This is a genomic window from Yinghuangia soli (assembly GCF_021502675.1).
GTDB classification, from domain to species: Bacteria; Actinomycetota; Actinomycetes; order Streptomycetales; family Streptomycetaceae; genus Yinghuangia; species Yinghuangia soli.
In genome coordinates this window covers 1-18208 of sequence record NZ_JAKFHA010000008.1, presented here as the reverse complement: position 1 = coordinate 18208, position 18208 = coordinate 1, and the positions used below count along the sequence as shown (strand labels likewise).

The following is an 18208-nucleotide window of genomic DNA, read 5'->3' as shown; positions in this document are numbered from 1 at the left end:
CCGGGAGTCCGGGGCCGGTCAGGCCTGGGACGCGGGTGCCGGGCGGCGGTATTTGGCGGCGATCGCGGCGAGGCGGCCGGGGTAGTCCTCGGGGCCGACGACGGCTTCCACGAGGACCATGCGGTCGGGATTGCGGTCCGCGGCGGCGAGCGCGGCGTCGAGTTCCGCGGGGGTGGTCGCGCGGAAGGCCAGCGCGTGGTCGCCGCAGCCCAGTGCCGCGGGCAGTTCGGTGTAGCGCCACGGCGCGATGTCGTTGTACGGCGCGTCGGTGGGGTGGATCGCGCGTTCGATCGAGTAACCGCCGTTGTTGACGACGAGGATCACCGGCGTGCTGCCGGTCCGGGCGAAGGTGCCGATCTCCTGGGCGGTCAGCTGCAGCGAGCCGTCGCCGATGGCCAGCACGGTACGCCGGTGCGGAGCGGCGACGCAGGTGCCGAGCGCCGCGGGCAGCGTGTAGCCGATGGACGACCACAGCACCTGCGCGACGACGGTGACGCCCGCGGGCATGCGGGTCTCGGCCACGCCGAAGAACGAGGTGCCCTGCTCGGCGGCGACGACGTCTCCCGGGCGGACGAACGCCGCGAAGCGGTCCCACAGCACCGCCTGGGTCAGCGGCTCGTCCGGTGCACCGGCGGGTGCGGCCGGCCGCGCGGGCAGGACCGGGAGCACGCCGCGCACGCTGCCCTTGACCAGGTCGGTCAGCACTGCGAGGGCCTGGTCCATGGGCAGTCCGGGGAAGGACGCGTCGCCGATCCGCGCGTGGTACGGCTGCACGTCGATCGTGCGGCCGGCCGGGAAGGCGTGGCTGAAGCCCCCGGAGTTGCCGTCGCTGATGAGCACGCCGACGGCGATCAGGCAGTCCGCGTCCTCGACGACGGCGCGCGTGGCCGGGGCGCTGCCGGCGCCGACGTACATCCCGGCGAACGTCGGGGCGCTCTCGTCGGCGACGCCCTTGCCCATGTTCATCACCGCGACCGGCAGGGGCCCGGCGGCCACCAGGTCCGCCAAGGCCTCGAACGCGCCGTGCCGCTCGGCCAGATGGTCGGCGAGCACCGCGGGACGCACGGCACCGGCGAGCAGCGCGCCCGCGGCGGTGCGGAACGCGTCGAGCAGTTCCGCCGGGACGGGGGCGCCGGAGACGAGCGGTTCCTCGGGGACCGGGGCGGGCGCGTCCACGAGGTCGGCGGGGAGGGCGATGCGGACCGGGCGGCTGTGCTGCCGGCAGGCGCGCAGGACGCGGTCCATCTCCTCGGCGGCGTGGTCGGCGGTCAGCGTGACGCGGTCGCAGGTGACTTCCGCGTGCAGGCGTTCGAAGCGGCCGAAGTCGCCGTCCGCCATGGTGTGGTGCATCGGCAGCCCGGCGTCGGCGACGCGGGTCGCCGGGGCGCCGACGATCTCGACGACCGGCACGGATTCCGCGTAGGCGCCGCCGATGCCGTTGACCGCGCTGAGCTCGCCGACGCCGAAGGTGGTGAGCAGCGCCCCGGCGCCGCGCAGCCGGGCGTAGCCGTCGGCGGCGTAGGCGGCGCCCAGCTCGTTGCAGGTGCCCACGAAGGCGAGCTCGGTTCCGTGCACGCGGTCGAGGAAGGCCAGGTTGTAGTCGGCCGGGACCCCGAAGAGGTGCTCGACGCCGAGCTCGCGCAGCCGGGCGATGAGCCGGGCGGCGATCGTGGTGGTGCCGGGTCCGGCGGCCGCGCGGTCTGCGCGGTCTGCGCGGTCTGCGGGGACGACAGGGGCGGCGGGGGTCTCGGTGCTCATCGTGCGGTCTCCTCCGGGCCGAGCGACCGGCCGGCCGGGGCCGGCGCACGGCCGCGGGTGCCGGGCCGATGCGCGGTTAGCCAATGGCTAATCCTCGCGAAAGTCAACCCCCATTCCCCACTGCACCACCTCTGAGCTGCCCTTATGCCCTTCGGGTCATCCGATCGGTCGATGCCGGGGTCCGCCGGGCCGCGGTCCGCGAACGAACCGGTGGGCCGACCGGTGAGGCCCGGATCCGGGCCCAGGATTGAGAGCACAGGGCAGCAAGCCAAGGCCTCAGGCCCGGCCCGCGGCCCGCGGCCCGCACCGGAATCTCTCCGGACCCGACTACTCCCCAGGAGCTCAGCCATGGACAAGACCTCGATCCGCTCCCGTGTCATCACCGGTGCCGTCGCCACCGCCGCCCTCGGCGTCGCGGTCGCGGGTGTCGCCTCGGCCAACACCGGCGGCAACGGGAACGGCAACGCCGCCCAGCCGCCGGCCGCCGCCGCGCCGGCTGCGAACACCACGCAGAGCACCCACCTGACCATCGACGCCGCGACCAAGGCCGCGCAGGCCGCGCTGGACGCCGCGGAGAAGGAGAACCAGCGGGTCTCGGTCGCGGTCGTCGACCGCAACGGCAACACCATCGTGACGCTGCGCGGCGACGGCGCCGGCCCGCAGTCGTACGAGTCGGCGGAGAAGAAGGCGTACACCGCGGTGTCGTGGAACGCGCCGACCACCGACCTGGTCAAGCGCCTCGAGCAGACCCCGAACCTGAAGGACATCCCGGGCACCCTGTTCCTCGGCGGCGGCGCTCCCGTCGCGGTGGACAACGCGCCGATCGCGGGCATCGGCGTGGCCGGCGCCCCGTCCGGCGACCTGGACCAGAAGTTCGCCGCGGCCGGCGTCGCGGCGCTGAACGGCTGATCCGGAGCATCCCGCGCACGGTTGCGCATCCTGGGCACCGGCGGCGCCTGACTCACCCTCAGGCGCCGCCGGACCCAAGCGTGTTCCGGGCAGAGCTCAAGCCCGGGCAGAGCTCAAGCCCGAGTCATGCGTCTCCGGCATCCCGGCGTCCGTCCCAGCCGGCCGCCAGGCGGGCCAGCAGCTCGCCGTGCCGCGGCATCTGGTCGCGGCCGAACCGGGTGGACGGCCCGACCACCACCAGCGCGGCCAGCGGCAGACCGTCCGCACCGCACAGCGCCGCGCCCACGGCCCGGGTGCCGTCCGCCACTTCGTTGTCGTTCAGGCCCCAACCGCGCTCGCGCGTGGCGCGCAGGACCTTGTCGGTCAGCCCGGGATCCACCCGGCGCCATCCGGGCAGCTGCTCGGCGGGCAGCCGGGCGGCGATCACCCGCAGCGCCGAACTCGACTTCGCGGGCATCTCGGAGCCGGCCGGGACCGCGACGCGCAGCGTATGGGTGCTCTCCACCACGGCCGCGATGACCAGGCGGTTGCCGTCCGGCACCACCAGCATCGCGGTCTCCCCCGTCGCATCGCGGGCCGCCTCGGCCAGCGGGCGGGCGCTCTCCACCAGCGACGTCGCGGAGGATTCGCGGAGCACCGCAAGCAACCCGGGGGCCAGGTACCAGCGGCCGTCCGCGGTGCGCTGCAGCCATCCCGCCGCGTGCAGGGTCACCGCCAGCCGGTGTGCCGCACTCTTCTCGATCCCGGTGCCGCGGGCCAGGTCGCTGACCCCGACCGGCTGCCGCCGCGCGACCTCTTCGAGCAGCAGGCAGGCATTGCGGACCGACCGGATTTCCTTGACCGAGGACACACGGCGCTCCTAGCATCATAAAGAAACACACGTGTGTTACATAGTAACACGGACGAGGAGCGTCAGCATGGGCGCCGACAGCACCGGTAGCGGCCTCCCCTGGGTCGAGGCGATCGCGGACTCCTTCCCCCGGTACTCGTTCGACCGCTTCCATGGCCTCGAGCTGGGCGAACTCAACGCCCAGCGCGCCAAGTTGGTCGTCGACGACCTGGCCGGCGTGCCGCCGCTGGCGTTCCGCCTGCCCGACGGCCGCACCTACACGTGGACCGCGGGCCCGGACGGCGTCACCGCGGTCGGCGGCGATGCGGACGCGGCCGCCCTCGTCGAGCTCGACGAGGAGACGTTCTCCGAGTACATCAACGAACTCCTCACGGCCACCGGCTGCATACGCACCCGGCGCGCGGAGATCGTCCGCGGCTCACTGCAGGACTGGAAGCGCTGGGAGCCGGCCACCCGCGCGCTGCTGACCGGCCGGCCGATCTACACCTCCGCGGTACGCGCGTCCCTGGTCGACCGCCGCGGCGAACCGCTCGACCTGCAGCGCAGCTTCCCCGCCGACGGCGACCGCGACGAGATGCGGCACTTCCTGCTGACCGCGGGCTTCCTGCACGTCAAGGGCGTGTACACCGCGGACGAAGCCGCCCGGTTCGGCGCCGAGGTCGAGTACGCCCGCACCCGCACCACGCCCGAGGACCACTTCTCCTGGTGGTCGGTCGACGCGCGCGGCGACGAGGTCGTCACCCGCATCAACTACCTCGGGCGCTTCTCCGACACGCTCCAGCAGCTGTGCTTCGAGCCGCGCATGACCGAGCTCGCCCGGCTGGCCGATCCCGCGTACCGGGTCTGCGACGACCGGCTCGACGGCCCGATGGTGTTCGTGAAGTCGTCCGGCATCGTCAAGGGCAACGGCAATCTGGGCTGGCACACCGACGACGGCATCGGCGGCCACCCCGTGCTGTGCCCGCTGATCCAGGCCGGCATCCAACTCGACCACGCCACCCCGGAGAACGGGCAGCTCATGGTGCTGGCCGGCTCGCACCGGTACGTAAGCCACTGGTTGGCCTGGGGCGACGAGGGCGACCTGCCCGTCGTCGCCCTGGAGACCGAACCCGGCGACCTGACCCTGCACTTCGGCGACATCATGCACAGCACCCCGCCGCCCACCGGACCCGACGCCGGGCGCCGCGCGCTGTACTACAAGTTCTCCGAGGAGAAGACGTTCACGTGGGTGCCGTCCGGCGCGCACTACAACGACGCGCTGTTCCACGCCGACCGCACCGGCCGCATCGGCGCCCGCGCCACCACGCACTGACCACCCCGCAGCATCCCGAGGACCCCGCGCCGCTCCGGCCGCGGGGTCCTCTGCGTTCGGCGCGGCGGCTAGCCATTACGCGCGAAGTTTCGTTTGACTCATGACTCAATTGAATATGGAATGGCGTCCATGGAAAGCGAAGGCAAGCGCTCGTACCGCATGGGAGCCAGGGCCGCGGCCCTGGAGGCCACGCGGGCCCGGATCGTCCAGGCCGCGGCCGAGGTCTGGTCGCAGCGCTGGCACGACGAGGTCACGCTGCAGCACATCGCCGAAGCGGCGGGCGTGTCCGTGCAGACGATCGTCAACCACTTCGGCAGCAAGGACGCGCTGTACGACGCCCTCGCCGACGCAGTGGCGGCGCAGACCGGACTGTCCCGACAGGCCCCGGTCGGCGACGTGCCGGGCATCGTCGCGGCGCTCTTCGCGGACTACGAGCGGCAGGGCGACGCCAACGTCCTCTGGATCGCGCAGATGGACCGGATCCCGGCCGCCCGGCGCGCCGCGGCACATGCCCGCGGCCTCCACCGGGCCTGGCTGGAAAGGGTCTTCGCGGACCGCCTGCCCGACGCCGGCCGCGAGCGCGAGCACGCACTCGACCTGCACTACGCGGCCACCGACATCTACCTGTGGAAGCTCTGGCGCCGCGATCTCGGCCTGTCCCGTGCGGACGCGGAGCGGGCCATGCGCGACCTGCTCGACGCCATCGACCCTCGGAGGGATCAGCATGCCCAGTAACTTCCTCTTCGCCACGTGGGCCGGCGGCGGAGCCGTTCCTCCCGTCCTCTCCGTCGCCCGTGCGCTCGCCGAACGCGGCCACGGGGTGCGGGTGCTGGCCGACGAGTCGGTGCACGGCGAGATCGTCGCCGCGGGTCTGAAGCCGATTGCGTGGACCACCGCTCCGCAGGGCGACCCGAGCGACCCGGCCAAGGACGTGATCCGCGACTTCGAGGCCCGTACGCCGCTCGGTGCGGCCGCGCGGCTGCGGGACCGCATCGTCTGCGGCCCGGCGGCGGACTACGCCCGGGACACCCTGGCCGAATTGCATGCGCAGCCGACCGATGTCCTGGTGTGCGAGCACATGTTGCTGGGGGCGGCCACCGCGGGCGAGGCGGCCGGCATACCGGTGGCGTCGCTCGCCACGACCGTCTACCCGTTCGCGACCCCCGGCGCACCGCCCCCCGGCCTGGGCCTCGCGCCGGCCGAGGGCCCGGTCGGCCGGCTGCGCGACCGGCTGCTCGCCCGGATGACCACGATGCCGTGGGCCAAGGGGCTGCCCGCCCTGCAGGCCGCGCGGACCGGGAACGGACTCGCGCCGATCGGCTCGGTCCCCGAGGCGTTCGAGCACGTCGACCGGGTGCTCGTGCTGTCCCCCCGGGCCTTCGACCACGCCGGGCGGCAGTTCCCGGACCACATCCGGCACGTCGGAGCGCGCCTGGAAGACCCGGCCTGGGCCGGCGAGTTGACGCTTCCCGAAGGGGACGCGCCGCTCGTCGTCGTGGGCCTGAGCTCCTCCTACATGAAGCAGCAGGACCTGCTGCAGCGCATCGCGGACGCCCTCGGCTCCCTGCCGGTGCGCGGCCTGCTGACCACCGGCCCCGCGGTGGACCCGGCCTCGGTGCGCGCCCCCGCCAACGTCCTGGTGACCGCGTCCGCACCGCACACCCTCGCGCTGCGGCACGCCGCCCTGACCGTCACCCACGCCGGGCACGGGACGACCGTCAAGTCGCTGGCCGCCGGCGTCCCGATGGTCTGTGTACCGCTCGGCCGGGACCAGATCGAGGTGGCCGGCCACGTGCGGCTCGCGGGCGCCGGAGTGACCGTAGGCAAGGGGAGTTCGGCGCAGGCGATCGCCGCAGCCGTCCGGAAGGTGCTGGACGATCCGGCGTACCGGACCGCGGCGCAGCGCATGGCGGACGCGATCGCCGCCGAGACCGCCGAGGACCGCGCGGTCGCCGAGTTGGAGGCGCTCGCCGCCCGGGGTCCGGCGACGGCCTGACGCGCTCGGCAGCCTCGGAAGATCAGTAGGCTGCCCGGGCATGACCGGAAACGACTTCTTCTCCCCCGAGTTCGTCCGCACCGTGGCGCCGCACGGTGCGTGGGCGTTCGAACAGCTCGAAGCCTTCAACGAGTACCTGCCGACGGGCGACTGGACCGTCAATCTGACCGAGCGCATCTTCCGGCAGAGCGGCCGCGACGTGTCGGTCTCGGTCCTGGGCAGCTACGCGATGGACGACGACACTTGGCTCTGGGGCTGGGCGAACCCGCAGTGGGCGGGTTCGCCCGCGGTCGAGGCGGCGGACGCGGTGCGGGCCGCGGGGGTCCGGGACGGGATCCCGGAGTTCACCACGGACCTCGTGCACCTGTCGGGCTTCTCGGATCCGCGCATGGCGGCCGAGACGCTCGCGCTCGGTGCCATGGCGGTGCTGGGTTCGCGCGGCTACATCGGGGTGACCTCGAACCCGACCGGACGCCTCTACATGGTGGTCGCCGACGACGACAAGGGCGTACCGCGGGCTCGTCCCGACGCGATCACGATGCCGCGCATGCTGATGACCGGCGCGGGCTTCCTGCCCGGACCGCCGGACGCCGTGGTGGCGGGCTACTTCGCGCACCACGGCATGGCCTCGGTCCGCACCGGGCCCGCGCTCCTGGCCGTGCTGCCGAGCGGCGACAACGTCACGGTCGACTTCGACGACCAGGGCCGGATCGGCCGCATCGGCGTCCAGGCGGGCTCGCGCGCGGTGCCGTCCGGCGCCTGGCGGCACAACGCAGGCGACGCGGCCGCGGAAGTCCTGCGGTACGACGCGGCGTTCAACGCCTTCCTGGAGCAGTTCCCCTACCAGGGCCACGATCTGGCGGCGGGCACCCTGCGGTGCGGCCCGCACGACGTCCGCATCCGGGTCCTCGGCCGGGTGAACGCGGCCCGCACCACCTGGACCTGGGACACCGGGACCCACGGCCGGCTCGCCGCCCTCCCGGGCCTCGCCCAGGCTCCCGAGGCCGCCCCGGTCGTCGACCTGTCCGGCTGCGCCGACCCCGCCGAGGCGCTGACCCTGCTCAGCCACGGCGCCGCGGGCCTGCTGGACGGCGGCTGCTGCGTCGACCTTCCCGGCGACGACGGCGGCACCGTGTACGTGTGCATCGACGACCCGCTGGTCCCGCGCGCCTGAGGCTGCCGCGGGAACGCCCGTTCGGAGCAACTGCGGGCTCCGACACGCGGATCCGAATGGCCGGGCGCGGCGCGCGGCGGTATGTACCTTATGCAGTTAATGTCTCTCGCTGAAGGCGGACCGTCGCTGCCGCACCCCGCGTCCCCTGTCCCTGCCCGTGCCGCCGGAGGCCCCTCCGGGGACACCGGGGAAGCGGTGCTCTCGCGGCGCCGGGTCGTCAGCGGCGCGGCCGTTCTCGCCGGTGCCGCGGTCCTGCCGCAGGGGATGTCCCGCGCCATCGCCGCGCCGCGCCCCGGGTCCGGACCTGACCCGGCGCCGGGCCCGGGGCCGTCGGCACGCCAGATCGGGCCGGTCGACACCGAGCAGAGCCAACTCGCGATGGTGCCGGGCGGCAACGGGATCATCTACAGCGTGCAGGCCGACGGCCGGCTGAAGTGGTTCCGGCACCTGGGCCGCGAGACGGGCAGGATGAGCTGGGCTGCCAACGGCTCCCCGCGCGACATCGGGGTCGGCTGGCAGTCGTACACCCAGGTGCTCGCCGCGGACGACGGCCAGTTGTTCGGGCTGCGCGGGGACGGCACGCTCGTGTGGTCCAAGTACACCCTGAGCAATTGGGACACCGGGGAAGGCACCTGGCATCCGAACACCAACAACGTCATCCACCAGGGCTTCGGGCACTTCGCCTACATCTTCGGCGGCCGGCAGGGCGTCATCTACGCCGTCGACGCCGACGGCGACATCTACTGGTTCCGGTATCTCGCCGGGGACGGCAGCACCAGCCCGGGAGCGTGGGCCGACAACGGGGTGGGGTCCCGGATCGCCACCGGGCGCCGCGACTACGACCTCCACTTCGCCGACCTCGACGGGGTGATCTACGGGGTGCGGCACGGCGGTTCGCTCGACTGGTTCCGCTACCTGGCCGGGGACGGCAGCAACGGCCCGGGCGCCTGGGCCAACGGCGGCACGGCCATCCCCATCGGCAGAGGCTGGGAGTGGGGCACCACGGTCGAGCGCTTCGCCGACGCCGGGGTCTTCTACTGCGTGTGGATCGACCGGGCGGACCCGGCCCGGCCGGACCACGAACTGCGCTGGTACCGGCTGGCGAACTGGCGCACCGTGCATCTGGACGGCCGGCCCGTGTGGACCAGCGCGCACGGCGTCCTGGTCGGCACCGGGTTCACCACCTGCCGCACCGCGAACCTGCAGGGCTACACCGACCGCTGGTCGGCCGCGCCCGGCGAGACGATCGCGGTGTCCGTCTCGTCGGCGTTCCCCCGGTACCAGGTCACCGTGCTGCGCTTGGACGGTCCGCTGGCCCCCGGGGTCGCCCCCGACCCGGCGAACAGCCAAGTGGTGGTCGCCCCGGCGACGTATGCGGGGCGCATGCGCAAGCTGCCCGCCGGCTACCGGAGCGGCGGCTGCGGCTGGCCGCCCGATTTCACGGTCACCGTGCAGCCCGGCTGGCGGTCCGGGTTCTACGCGGTCCGCCTCACCGGCGAGAACGGCGTGCGCCGCTACATCCCGTTCGTCGTCCGGCCCGCGGCCCCGACCGCCCGGGTCGCGGTCCTGCTGCCGTTCCTGACCCACAGTGCCTACAACACGTGGGGCGGGCACTCTCAGTACTCCTGGGACGAGTACCCGCACCGCCGCACCCACACGATGCTGCGGCCTTTCGCCGCCTGCAATTTGGAACCGTCCGGCGCGATGGACGCCCGCTTCTACGGCGACCTGCTCCTGCTGCGCTGGCTGGCCGACAACAACATCGCGTACGACTGCTACCAGGACCTCGACCTGCACCGCGACGGCAGCTGGGCGGGCCGCTACAAGGCGGTCGTCCTGACCACGCACCCCGAGTACTGGACGCCGGCCATGCGCAACCGGCTCGAGGCGTACCTCACCGGCGGCGGACGCGTGGTCAACACCGGCGGCAACGCCATGTACGAGCGGGTCGACATCAGTGCAGACGGCACCGCGGTCCTGCACCGCGACGCGCGGGGCGCCCGCTGGCTGTGGCGCGACCAGGGACTGCCGGAGCGCAACGTCATCGGGGTGGCGTACAACGGCTCCTTCATGGACTTCGCGCCCTACCGTGTGCTCGCGCCCGGCCATCCCTTCCTGACCGGCACCGGACTGCGCGCCGGCAGTGAATTCGGCCGGACCGGCTACAACTTCGGCGCGAGCGGCTGGGAGATGGACAGCAGCAACATGGAGGGGCCGCCGCTCCCCGGCGTCGCGGTCCTCGCGCACGGCACGACGCCGCTGGGCGCGCACATGGTGCACTTCGACCGCGGCAACGGCGGCTGGGTCTTCTCCACCGGCTCGGTGTCCTTCAACGGCGTGCTCGCGCACGACGCTGTCGCATCCCGCATCCTGCGCAACGTCTTCGCCGCGGCGGTCGCGTGACCGGCGGGCACTCCCCCCACGCCATGGTGCGGGTACGGGATGCGCAGGAGCACAATCTCGACCACGTCGACGTCGACATCCCGCGCGACCGCCTGGTTGTGTTCACGGGGGTGTCCGGCTCGGGCAAGTCGTCCCTGGCGTTCGCCACCGTGTTCGCCGAGTCGCAGCGGCGGTTCCTGGAGTCGGTGGCGCCGTACGCCCGGCGGCTCATGGACCAGGCCCCCGCCCCGCGGGTCGGGGACATCACCGGCCTGCCGCCCGCGGTCGCGCTGCAGCAGCAGCGGACGTCGGGCAGCAGCCGGTCCAGCGTGGGCACCGTGAGCCGCCTGTCGAACGTGCTGCGCATGCTCTACTCGCGGGCCGGGACCTACCCGCCCGGCGTCGCGGCCATGGACTCCGACTCCTTCTCCCCCAACACCCCGGCAGGAGCCTGCCCGACGTGCCACGGCGTCGGGCTGCTGCACACGGTCGACGTCGACGCGCTGGTCCCCGATCCGGGCAAGAGCATCCGGGAGGGGGCCATTGCCGCGTGGCCGGGCGCCTGGCAGGGCAAGAACCTGCGCGACATCCTCGGCGAACTGGGCGTCGACCTCGACGCGCCGTGGCGCGAGCTGCCGGCCGACCGCCGCACGTGGATCCTCACCACCGACGAGCAGCCGGTGGTCACCGTCCACCCGGTCCGGTCGGCGGACCGCATCACCCGCCCCTACCAGGGCACTTATTCGAGTCCGCAGCGGTGGGTGCGGCACACGTACGCGACCACCAAGAGCGCCGCTCTGCGGGCCAAGGCGGCCCGGTTCCTGACCACCGAGACCTGCCCGGCGTGCGCGGGCCGCCGCCTGAACCCGGACGCGCTGCGCGTCACCTTCGCGGGCCGCGACATCACCGCGACGGCCGCGCTCCCGCTGCGCGACCTGGACGCCGCGCTGCGCGCTGCCGCCGAACACCCGGACACCGTCGCTCTGCCCGCGGCGCAGCGGGATGCGGCGGACCGGCTGCGCGAGTCGGCGCTCGGCCATCTGGAGGCGCTCACCGGCCTGGGCCTGGACTACTTGTCCATGGACCGGACCACGGCCACGCTGTCGGCGGGCGAACTGCAGCGGCTGCGGCTGGCCACGCAGCTGAGGTCGGGCCTGTTCGGGGTGCTGTACGTCCTCGACGAGCCGTCCGCGGGGCTGCATCCGGCCGACACCGAGACGCTGGTCGGCGCCCTGGACCGGCTGCGCGCGGCCGGGAATTCGGTCTTCGCGGTGGAGCACGACCTCGACGTGATGGCCCGCGCCGACTGGATCGTCGACGTCGGGCCCGGTGCGGGAGTGCGCGGCGGCCGGGTGCTGTACAGCGGGCCGGTCGACGGCCTGGCCGCGGTCCAGGAGTCCGCCACCGCACGGTACTTGACCGGAGTCCCGGCACCTGACGGCGCCGCCCCGGCCGGCCCCGGGACCGCGGCGGCCGGCTGGATCACCCTGCACGACGTCCGGCACCACAACCTGCAGGGCGTCACCGCCCGCTTCCCGCTGGGCCGGCTCACCGCAGTGACCGGGGTCTCCGGATCGGGCAAGAGCAGTCTGGTCGGCCAGGTCCTCGTCGCCACTGTGCGCCACCACGTCGGCGGTGCAGCCGACGAATCGCAGGACGGCCCGGAAACCGACGCCGACCACGGCGCCGACGGGCCGGGCGGCCCCACCGACACGGAACTTGCGGTCACCCCTGTCGTCGCCGAAGGGCTCGATGCGGTCGACCGCATCGTGTGCGTCGACCAGAAGCCGATCGGCCGGACCCCGCGTTCGAACCTCGCCACCTACACGGGCCTCTTCGATGCGGTGCGCCGGCTGTTCGCCGCGCAGCCCGAAGCCGTCGCACGCGGCTATACGGCAGGCCGGTTCTCGTTCAACCGCCCGGAAGGCCGCTGCCCCGACTGCCAGGGCGAGGGCGTGGTCAGCATCGAGATGCTCTTCCTGCCGACCACCAGCGCCGTCTGCCCCACCTGCGCGGGCGCCCGGTACAACCCAAAGACGCTGGAAGTCGCCTACCGCGGCCGCAACATCGCGGACGTCCTCGCGCTCAGCGTGGAGGACGCCCTGGAATTCCTGGCCGACCTCCCGGCCGCCCGCCAGGTCCTCACGCTGCTCGAACGCGTCGGCCTCGGCTACCTGGCCCTCGGGCAGAGCGCCACCACGCTCTCCGGCGGCGAGGCCCAGCGCATCAAGCTCGCCGCCGAACTCCAGCGCACCCGCCGCGGCCGCACGCTGTACGTCCTGGACGAGCCCACCACCGGTCTTCATCCGGCCGATGTGGAGCTGCTGCTCGGCCAGTTGCGCGGACTCGTCGACGAGGGCGGCACCGTGGTGCTCGTCGAGCACGACATGAGCGTGGTGGCCCGCGCCGACCATGTCGTCGACCTGGGGCCGGGCGGCGGACGCCACGGCGGCACGATCGTCGCCGCGGGCACGCCCGCCGAGGTCGCGACGGCGACGGCCAGCGTGACCGCGCCCTACCTGGCCGCCGCCCTCGCCCGCCTCGCGCCCGGACCCGGGGCCGGCGTCGCAGCGGGCCCCCGCCCGCGCCCCGCCCCCGGGGCGCGGCGCCCCCGGGGCCCCCGGCCCCCCCCCCCCCGCCGCCGGGTCAGTGCGCGGGCAGCCGCGGGGTGCGCGTCGGCTCGGTGCGGCGGTCGCCGGTCGCCTCGAAGGCGGCGGCCAGGCCGAGCAGGGCGTTGTCATCGTACGCACGGCCCGCGAAGGTCAGGCCGACCGGCATGCCGATGTCGGCCATGGTGCCCATCGGCACGGTGACGGTCGGGATGCCGAGGTGCCGCGGCACGAGGTTGCCGTTGGCGACCCAGACGCCGTTGCGCCAGCCGAGATCGGCGGACGCCTCGACGGTGTCCATGTCCGCCGGGCCGACGTCCGCAGAGGTGGGGAACACCACGGCGTCCAGGCCCAGTTCGTCCATCCACACTTCCAGGTCGAGGCGGCGCGTCTCCTCCAGGCCGCGCAGCCCCTGCTCCATGTGCGGCATGTCGGTGAACGACGCGTACGGGCGCTCCCGCACGCACTTGGGGTAGTCGGTGATGGTGTCGTCGAACCCGGCGTAGCGGTCCGGGAGTTCGCCTTCGTGCTTGGGCCAGATCCGGGCGCCGTCGACCTCCGCCAGGGTGCCGAGTGCGGGGTCGCCGTTGGCCCGCAGGAAGTCGTCCCAGGCCCAGGCCGACAGGTCCAGGATCTCGACGTCGAGGAACTCGCGGGCGACCAGGCCCCGGGTGAGCAGCGAGGGCGCGCCGGGGCGGTCGGCCTCATAGTTGGTGACCACGGGGAAGTCGACCTCGACGACCTCGGCGCCGGCCGCTTCCAGGTCGCGGCGGGCGGCTTCCCACAGGGCGAGCACCGAGGCGCGGGTGTCGATGCGCTGCCCGGTCTGGCCGCCGATGCCGCCGTCGGGGTTCGTGCCGGCCTCGGGGTCGGCGTTGATGTACATCTTCGGCACGCCGACGCGCTTGCCGGCGAGCCCTGCACGAGCCGCCGCCGCATCGGCCGGAGCCAGGGCCGGGTACGAGGCCGGGCGTACCTGCGAGGCCGCGGGCACCGGCACCCAGGGCTGGGCGCGCCACAGGTCGCCGCGGGTGTCGGGGTCGTCGGCGACCACGACGTCGAGCAGTTCGAGGAGGTCGGCCATGGTGCGGGTGTGCGGCACGACGACGTCCATGGTCGGCACGAGCGGCCAGTTGCCGCGTACCGAGATCACGCCGCGGCTGGGCGTGTAGGCGCACAGGGCGTTGTTGGACGCGGGCGCGCGGCCCGAGGACCAGGTCTCCTCGCCGAGGCCGAAGGCGCCGAACGAGGCGGCGGTCGCGGTGCCCGAGCCGTTCGACGAGCCGGAGCCGTAGGCACTGGTCAGCCAGTCGGCGCTGTACGGGCTCTCGGCGCGGCCGTACACGCCGCGCTGCATGCCGCCGTTGGCCATGGGCGGCATGTTGGTCAGGCCGATGAGCACGGCGCCGCCCGCGCGCAGCCGCTCGATCGCGAAGGCGTCGCGCTGCGCGATGAGGTTCTCGAAAGCAGGCGAGCCGGCTGCCGCGGTCAGCCCCTTGGCGAGGTAGCTGTCCTTGGCGGTGTACGGGATGCCGTCGAGCGGGCCGAGGGTCGCGCCGCGGGCCCGGCGGGCGTCGGAGGCTTCGGCGTCGGCGCGGGCGTCCGGGTTCATCACGACCATCGCATTGAGCGCGGTGGCGGTGCCCGGCCGGTCGTACGCCTCGATCCGGGCGAGGTAGGCGTCGAGCAGCCCGACCGCGGTGGTCTCGCCCTTCTCCAGCGCCGCGCGCAGGTCGGCGATGCTTGTCTCCACGACGTCGAATCCGCGTGTCATGCGGGGTTGCCTCCTGGATGGTCCGGTCGAACGGTTCGAGGCGCGCAGCCCGGGACCGCCTGCGGACGGCAGGCGGTCCCGGTCGCACGAGGCCCCATGTGCCCCGACGGATCCTGAGTGAATTTTCAGTCCAGAATATCAACCACCCCGCCGCGAATCCAGAACGGGGTCGCGCCGCGGCCGGCTACACCGAGGGCATGCGCTCCGGGGCCGCGCGGCCGGCTTCCCAGGAGGCCCCCTCCGGAGCCTTGGTCGCGGGCGGGCCGCTGCGGTACAGGAGGACGGTGACGACCGCGCCGACGGCGAAGAAGCCGGCCGACCACCAGTACGCCGTGTCGTAGCTGTGCAGTTGGGCCTGGGCCAGGGTCTGCGGGGTCGGCGGCTTGCCCTGGGCGTAGCGGGTCGCGGCGCTCGCCGCCAGGGTGTTGAGCACCGCGATGCCGATCGAACCGCCGATCTGCTGGCAGGTGTTGACCATCGCGGAGGCCACGCCGGCGTCCTCGGTGCGGACCGCGGCGGTGGCCACGGCCATCGCCGGGGCCATGACCAGGCCCAGGCCGGTGCCCGCGAGCATCAGCGGCAGCAGCACGTGCGGCACATAGGTGCTGTTCAGGTCGAGCGCGGTCAGCCAGGCCATCGCGGCCGCGGCCAGGGCCATGCCGACCGGCACGACCGGCCGCGGCCCGAGGCGCGGGACCAGGATGTTCTGCGCGGTCACCGAGGTGGCGACCATCATCGCGACCATCGGCAGGAACGCCAGACCGGTCTCGACCGGCGAGTAGCGCAGCGACTGCTGCAGGAAGTACGTCAGGAACAGGAACACGCCGAACATGCCCGCACCGGCGACGAACACCGCGAAGTACGACGCGCCGCGGTTGCGGTCCAGGACCACGCGCAGCGGCAGCAGCGGATGCGGCGCGCGGCGCACCCAGAGCACGAAGCCGACCAGGAACGCCAGGCCGAGCAGCAGGCACCCCCACGTTCCGGCGTCGCGCCAGCCGTGCTGCTCGGCGTTGGAGAAGCCGTACACGATGCAGAACAGGCCGGCCGAGGCCAGCAGCGTGCCCGGGATGTCCAGGCCGTTGCGGTCCGCGGGCGCCCCCGGGGCGAGTACGCGCGCGCCCGCCACCAGGGCGATCACCGCGAAGATGAGGTTGACGTACAGGCACCAGCGCCAGTCGAGGTACTCGGTCAGGATGCCGCCGAGCAGCAGACCGACCGCACCGCCGCCGCCCGCGACCGCGCCGTAGATGCCGAACGCCTTGCCGCGTTCGGCCGGATCGGTGAACGTCGTGGTCAGCAGCGACAGCGCCGCGGGGGCGAGGAGGGCGCCGCACGCGCCCTGCAGGGCCCGCGCGGCGACCAGCATCTCGAAGCTGACCGAGGCGCCGCCGATCGCGGATGCGGTGGCGAAGCCGACGAGTCCGGCCAGGAACGCGCGCTTGCGGCCCGCGAGGTCCGCGATCCGGCCGCCGAGCAGCAGGAGCGAGCCGAACGCCAGCGCGTACGCGGTCACCACCCACTGCCGGTCGCCGTCGTCGAACCCGAGGTCCTCCTGTGCGGACGGCAGCGCGATGTTCACGATCGTGGCATCCAGTACCACCATGAGCTGCGCCAGGGCCACCACGCCCAGGACCATCCAGCGCCGCGGGTCCAGGCCCGCGTTCTTGTCCGGCGCCACGGGCCCGGTGCCTGACGCGCCCGATGCGCCGGAGCCGCCTGCGGGATTCGTCGCCATCAGCGGCCCGCCTCCCCCGGCGCGCCGGCGACGCGGCGCCACGCGATCGTCTGGGCCTGCGGGCCGGGTTCGGTCGCGGGGAACAGCACCAGGCCGTCGTCCTCCTGCTGGACGAGCCGGACCTGGGTCTCGCCCACCCAGTTGGGGAACAGGCTGACCGCGATGTGGTGCCGGACGGTCTGGGTCTCCTCGTCCACGGTGTACGTGCCGGAGTACGCGAGGTAGCCGGCCGCCGCGGTGTGGTGCTCCTCGCTGGTGCCGCCGAGCCAGTTCCCGGACGCGTAATCGGGCCTGCTCCGGGCCATCAGCTGGGCGGAGACGTGGCCGTCCGCGGTGTAGATGATGAACCCGTCGGCGTCCCCGCCGAGCGGGGCGCGGACCTCTCCGTCGATGCCCTGGACCGTGTAGGACTCCAGGCGCCAGGCGCCGATGATCCGTTCGCCGAGCGGCTGCATGGGCACTCCTCACATAGCGGTGCACACCAGGCAAACACGGCGGCCGCGGTGCGGCGACACAGGTGAGCCGATCGGGGGCACGCACGAAGAGGAGGACCGAGGAGGAAGAGGAGGAGAGGGGACGCGGGGACGCGGGGACGGGACCCTAGGCCTCGTCGTCCGCACGGGCGGGGGCCGGGACGCCGCCGGGCTTCTGGGCGTACAAGATCTCGCGGGCCTGCTCGGTGGCGCGCACGAGGCTCTCGCTGACGAAGTCGAGGAACCGGGCGATGTTCTCCAGGCGGGCGCCGGCCTGGCTGTCCCGGCCGAGGACGCCGACGCCCTGCCGGGCCGTCTCGGCGAGCAGGGAGTTGGCGCGGGCGCTTTCGATCATCGACTGGTACCAGATGTCGTCGTCGACCACGTAGCGCTCGCGGCGGCGTTCGTCGCGCTCGCGGCGCACGAGGGTCATGCCCTCGAGAGCGGCGATGGCCTTGGACACGGACGCCGGGCTGACCTGCAGGCGCTGCACGAGCTCGGCGGCGGTGAGGCTGCCGCTCTCCGCGATGTACAGGCTGGTCAGGACGCGGGCCAGCATCTTGGGCAGGCCCGACTGCATGAGGACGGTGGTGAGCGACTCCGCGTACTCGCGCAGTGCTTCGTCGTCCTGTCCGGCGTCGGGCCCGCCCGCGGCGCGGGCGGCGGCCGGGCGGCGGCGCTGCGTGCGGCGCTCCGTGGCGCGCTGGGCGAGGTCGGCGCGGTACCCGGCCGGGCCGCCGTTGCGCATGACCTCGCGCGTGACGGTCGAGGTGGGGCGGTCGAGCCCGCGGGCGATCTCCGCGTAGGCGAGGCCGTCGGCCAGCCCCAGGGCGATCTGCTGGCGTTCCTTCTGCGTGAGCCTGCCGCCCGGCATCGGGCCTCCCTTCGACGGTCCTCGAACCCCCGCAGCATAGCGTTCACTTTCATCCCATTGCAATGAAATGCGCGATCGCAGTTGCATTACATACAGAGCCGTTGCAACGATTTATAGGCTCTGAGCTGCATAGACTCATTCCATACGCAATTTGCTTGTTGCTCAATCTGTGAACGCAACGTAGCGTTTCTCATGTCAGAAACACCGAGCAGTCACCACGCAACGGAGCCCCCACCATGCTGCAGTTCGCCACCGCCGCCCCCGCCGCCGTCACCGTCGACCTGCCCGCCGGCCGCATCCAGGTCATCGCCGCGGACCGCACCGACACCACCGTCGACATCCGCCCCGCCGACCCCGCC

12 protein-coding genes and 2 pseudogenes are annotated in these 18208 nt (G+C 73.4%); 8 read left to right on the top strand and 6 right to left on the bottom strand.

Annotation, left to right across the window (positions count from 1 at the left end):
• Positions 1-18 precede the first annotated feature (18 nt).
• Positions 19-1758 (bottom strand): alpha-keto acid decarboxylase family protein, encoded by a 1740-nt coding sequence (locus LZ495_RS16085; RefSeq protein ID WP_235052892.1) that lies wholly within the window; start codon positions 1756-1758, stop codon positions 19-21.
• A 348-nt stretch (positions 1759-2106) separates the two neighbouring features.
• Here LZ495_RS16085 and LZ495_RS16080 point away from each other — a divergent pair, with 348 nt between their 5' ends.
• Entirely contained in the window at positions 2107-2667 is a 561-nt protein-coding gene (locus LZ495_RS16080) for a GlcG/HbpS family heme-binding protein (RefSeq protein WP_235052891.1), read from the top strand.
• Between the two features lie 124 nt (positions 2668-2791).
• Here LZ495_RS16080 and LZ495_RS16075 read toward each other — a convergent pair whose 3' ends face one another.
• On the bottom strand, positions 2792-3517 hold the full coding sequence (locus tag LZ495_RS16075) for an IclR family transcriptional regulator (protein ID WP_235052890.1): 726 nt from the start codon (positions 3515-3517) through the stop codon (positions 2792-2794).
• Positions 3518-3584: 67 nt separating this feature from the next.
• Between LZ495_RS16075 and LZ495_RS16070 the strand changes: the two genes are divergently transcribed.
• The 6 genes from LZ495_RS16070 to LZ495_RS16045 all read left to right on the top strand — a co-directional run bounded on the left by LZ495_RS16070 (position 3585) and on the right by LZ495_RS16045 (position 13194).
• Positions 3585-4829 carry a phytanoyl-CoA dioxygenase family protein gene (locus LZ495_RS16070; protein WP_235052889.1) on the top strand — a complete coding sequence of 415 codons (1245 nt, stop codon included), beginning with the start codon at positions 3585-3587 and terminating at the stop codon, positions 4827-4829.
• Between the two features lie 129 nt (positions 4830-4958).
• A complete protein-coding gene (locus LZ495_RS16065; protein WP_235052888.1) occupies positions 4959-5564 on the top strand; it encodes a TetR/AcrR family transcriptional regulator in 606 nt (201 codons plus the stop codon).
• Entirely contained in the window at positions 5554-6825 is a 1272-nt protein-coding gene (locus LZ495_RS16060; RefSeq protein ID WP_235052887.1) for a nucleotide disphospho-sugar-binding domain-containing protein, read from the top strand. The genes LZ495_RS16065 and LZ495_RS16060 overlap by 11 nt, the downstream gene beginning before the upstream one ends.
• Positions 6826-6865: 40 nt before the next feature.
• Positions 6866-7999, top strand: a complete 1134-nt coding sequence (locus LZ495_RS16055; protein WP_235052886.1) for a DUF6882 domain-containing protein — start codon at positions 6866-6868, stop codon at positions 7997-7999.
• A 99-nt stretch (positions 8000-8098) separates the two neighbouring features.
• Positions 8099-10402 carry a N,N-dimethylformamidase beta subunit family domain-containing protein gene (locus LZ495_RS16050; protein WP_235052885.1) on the top strand — a complete coding sequence of 768 codons (2304 nt, stop codon included), beginning with the start codon at positions 8099-8101 and terminating at the stop codon, positions 10400-10402.
• 23 nt (positions 10403-10425) lie between these two features.
• Positions 10426-13194: an excinuclease ABC subunit UvrA gene (locus tag LZ495_RS16045; protein ID WP_235052884.1), complete on the top strand. Its 2769-nt coding sequence runs from the start codon at positions 10426-10428 to the stop codon at positions 13192-13194.
• Here the strand turns inward: LZ495_RS16045 and LZ495_RS16040 are convergent.
• From LZ495_RS16040 to LZ495_RS16025, 4 genes and pseudogenes are all read right to left on the bottom strand, one after another.
• Positions 13097-14764 (bottom strand): annotated as a pseudogene (locus LZ495_RS16040) (amidase); the annotation flags it as partial. The gene LZ495_RS16045 and the pseudogene LZ495_RS16040 sit on opposite strands and share 98 nt — an antisense overlap.
• Positions 14765-14948: 184 nt before the next feature.
• Positions 14949-16502 (bottom strand): MFS transporter, encoded by a 1554-nt coding sequence (locus LZ495_RS16035; protein WP_235052883.1) that lies wholly within the window; start codon positions 16500-16502, stop codon positions 14949-14951.
• Positions 16502-16957, bottom strand: a complete 456-nt coding sequence (locus tag LZ495_RS16030; protein ID WP_235052882.1) for a lipocalin-like domain-containing protein — start codon at positions 16955-16957, stop codon at positions 16502-16504. Before LZ495_RS16030 ends, LZ495_RS16035 begins: the two co-directional genes overlap by 1 nt.
• A gap of 145 nt (positions 16958-17102) precedes the next feature.
• Positions 17103-17849, bottom strand: a complete 747-nt coding sequence (locus LZ495_RS16025; protein WP_235052881.1) for a helix-turn-helix domain-containing protein — start codon at positions 17847-17849, stop codon at positions 17103-17105.
• Between the two features lie 236 nt (positions 17850-18085).
• On the opposite strand from LZ495_RS16025, the pseudogene LZ495_RS45460 reads away from it, so the two are divergent.
• Positions 18086-18208 (top strand): annotated as a pseudogene (locus tag LZ495_RS45460) (DUF4097 family beta strand repeat-containing protein); the annotation flags it as partial.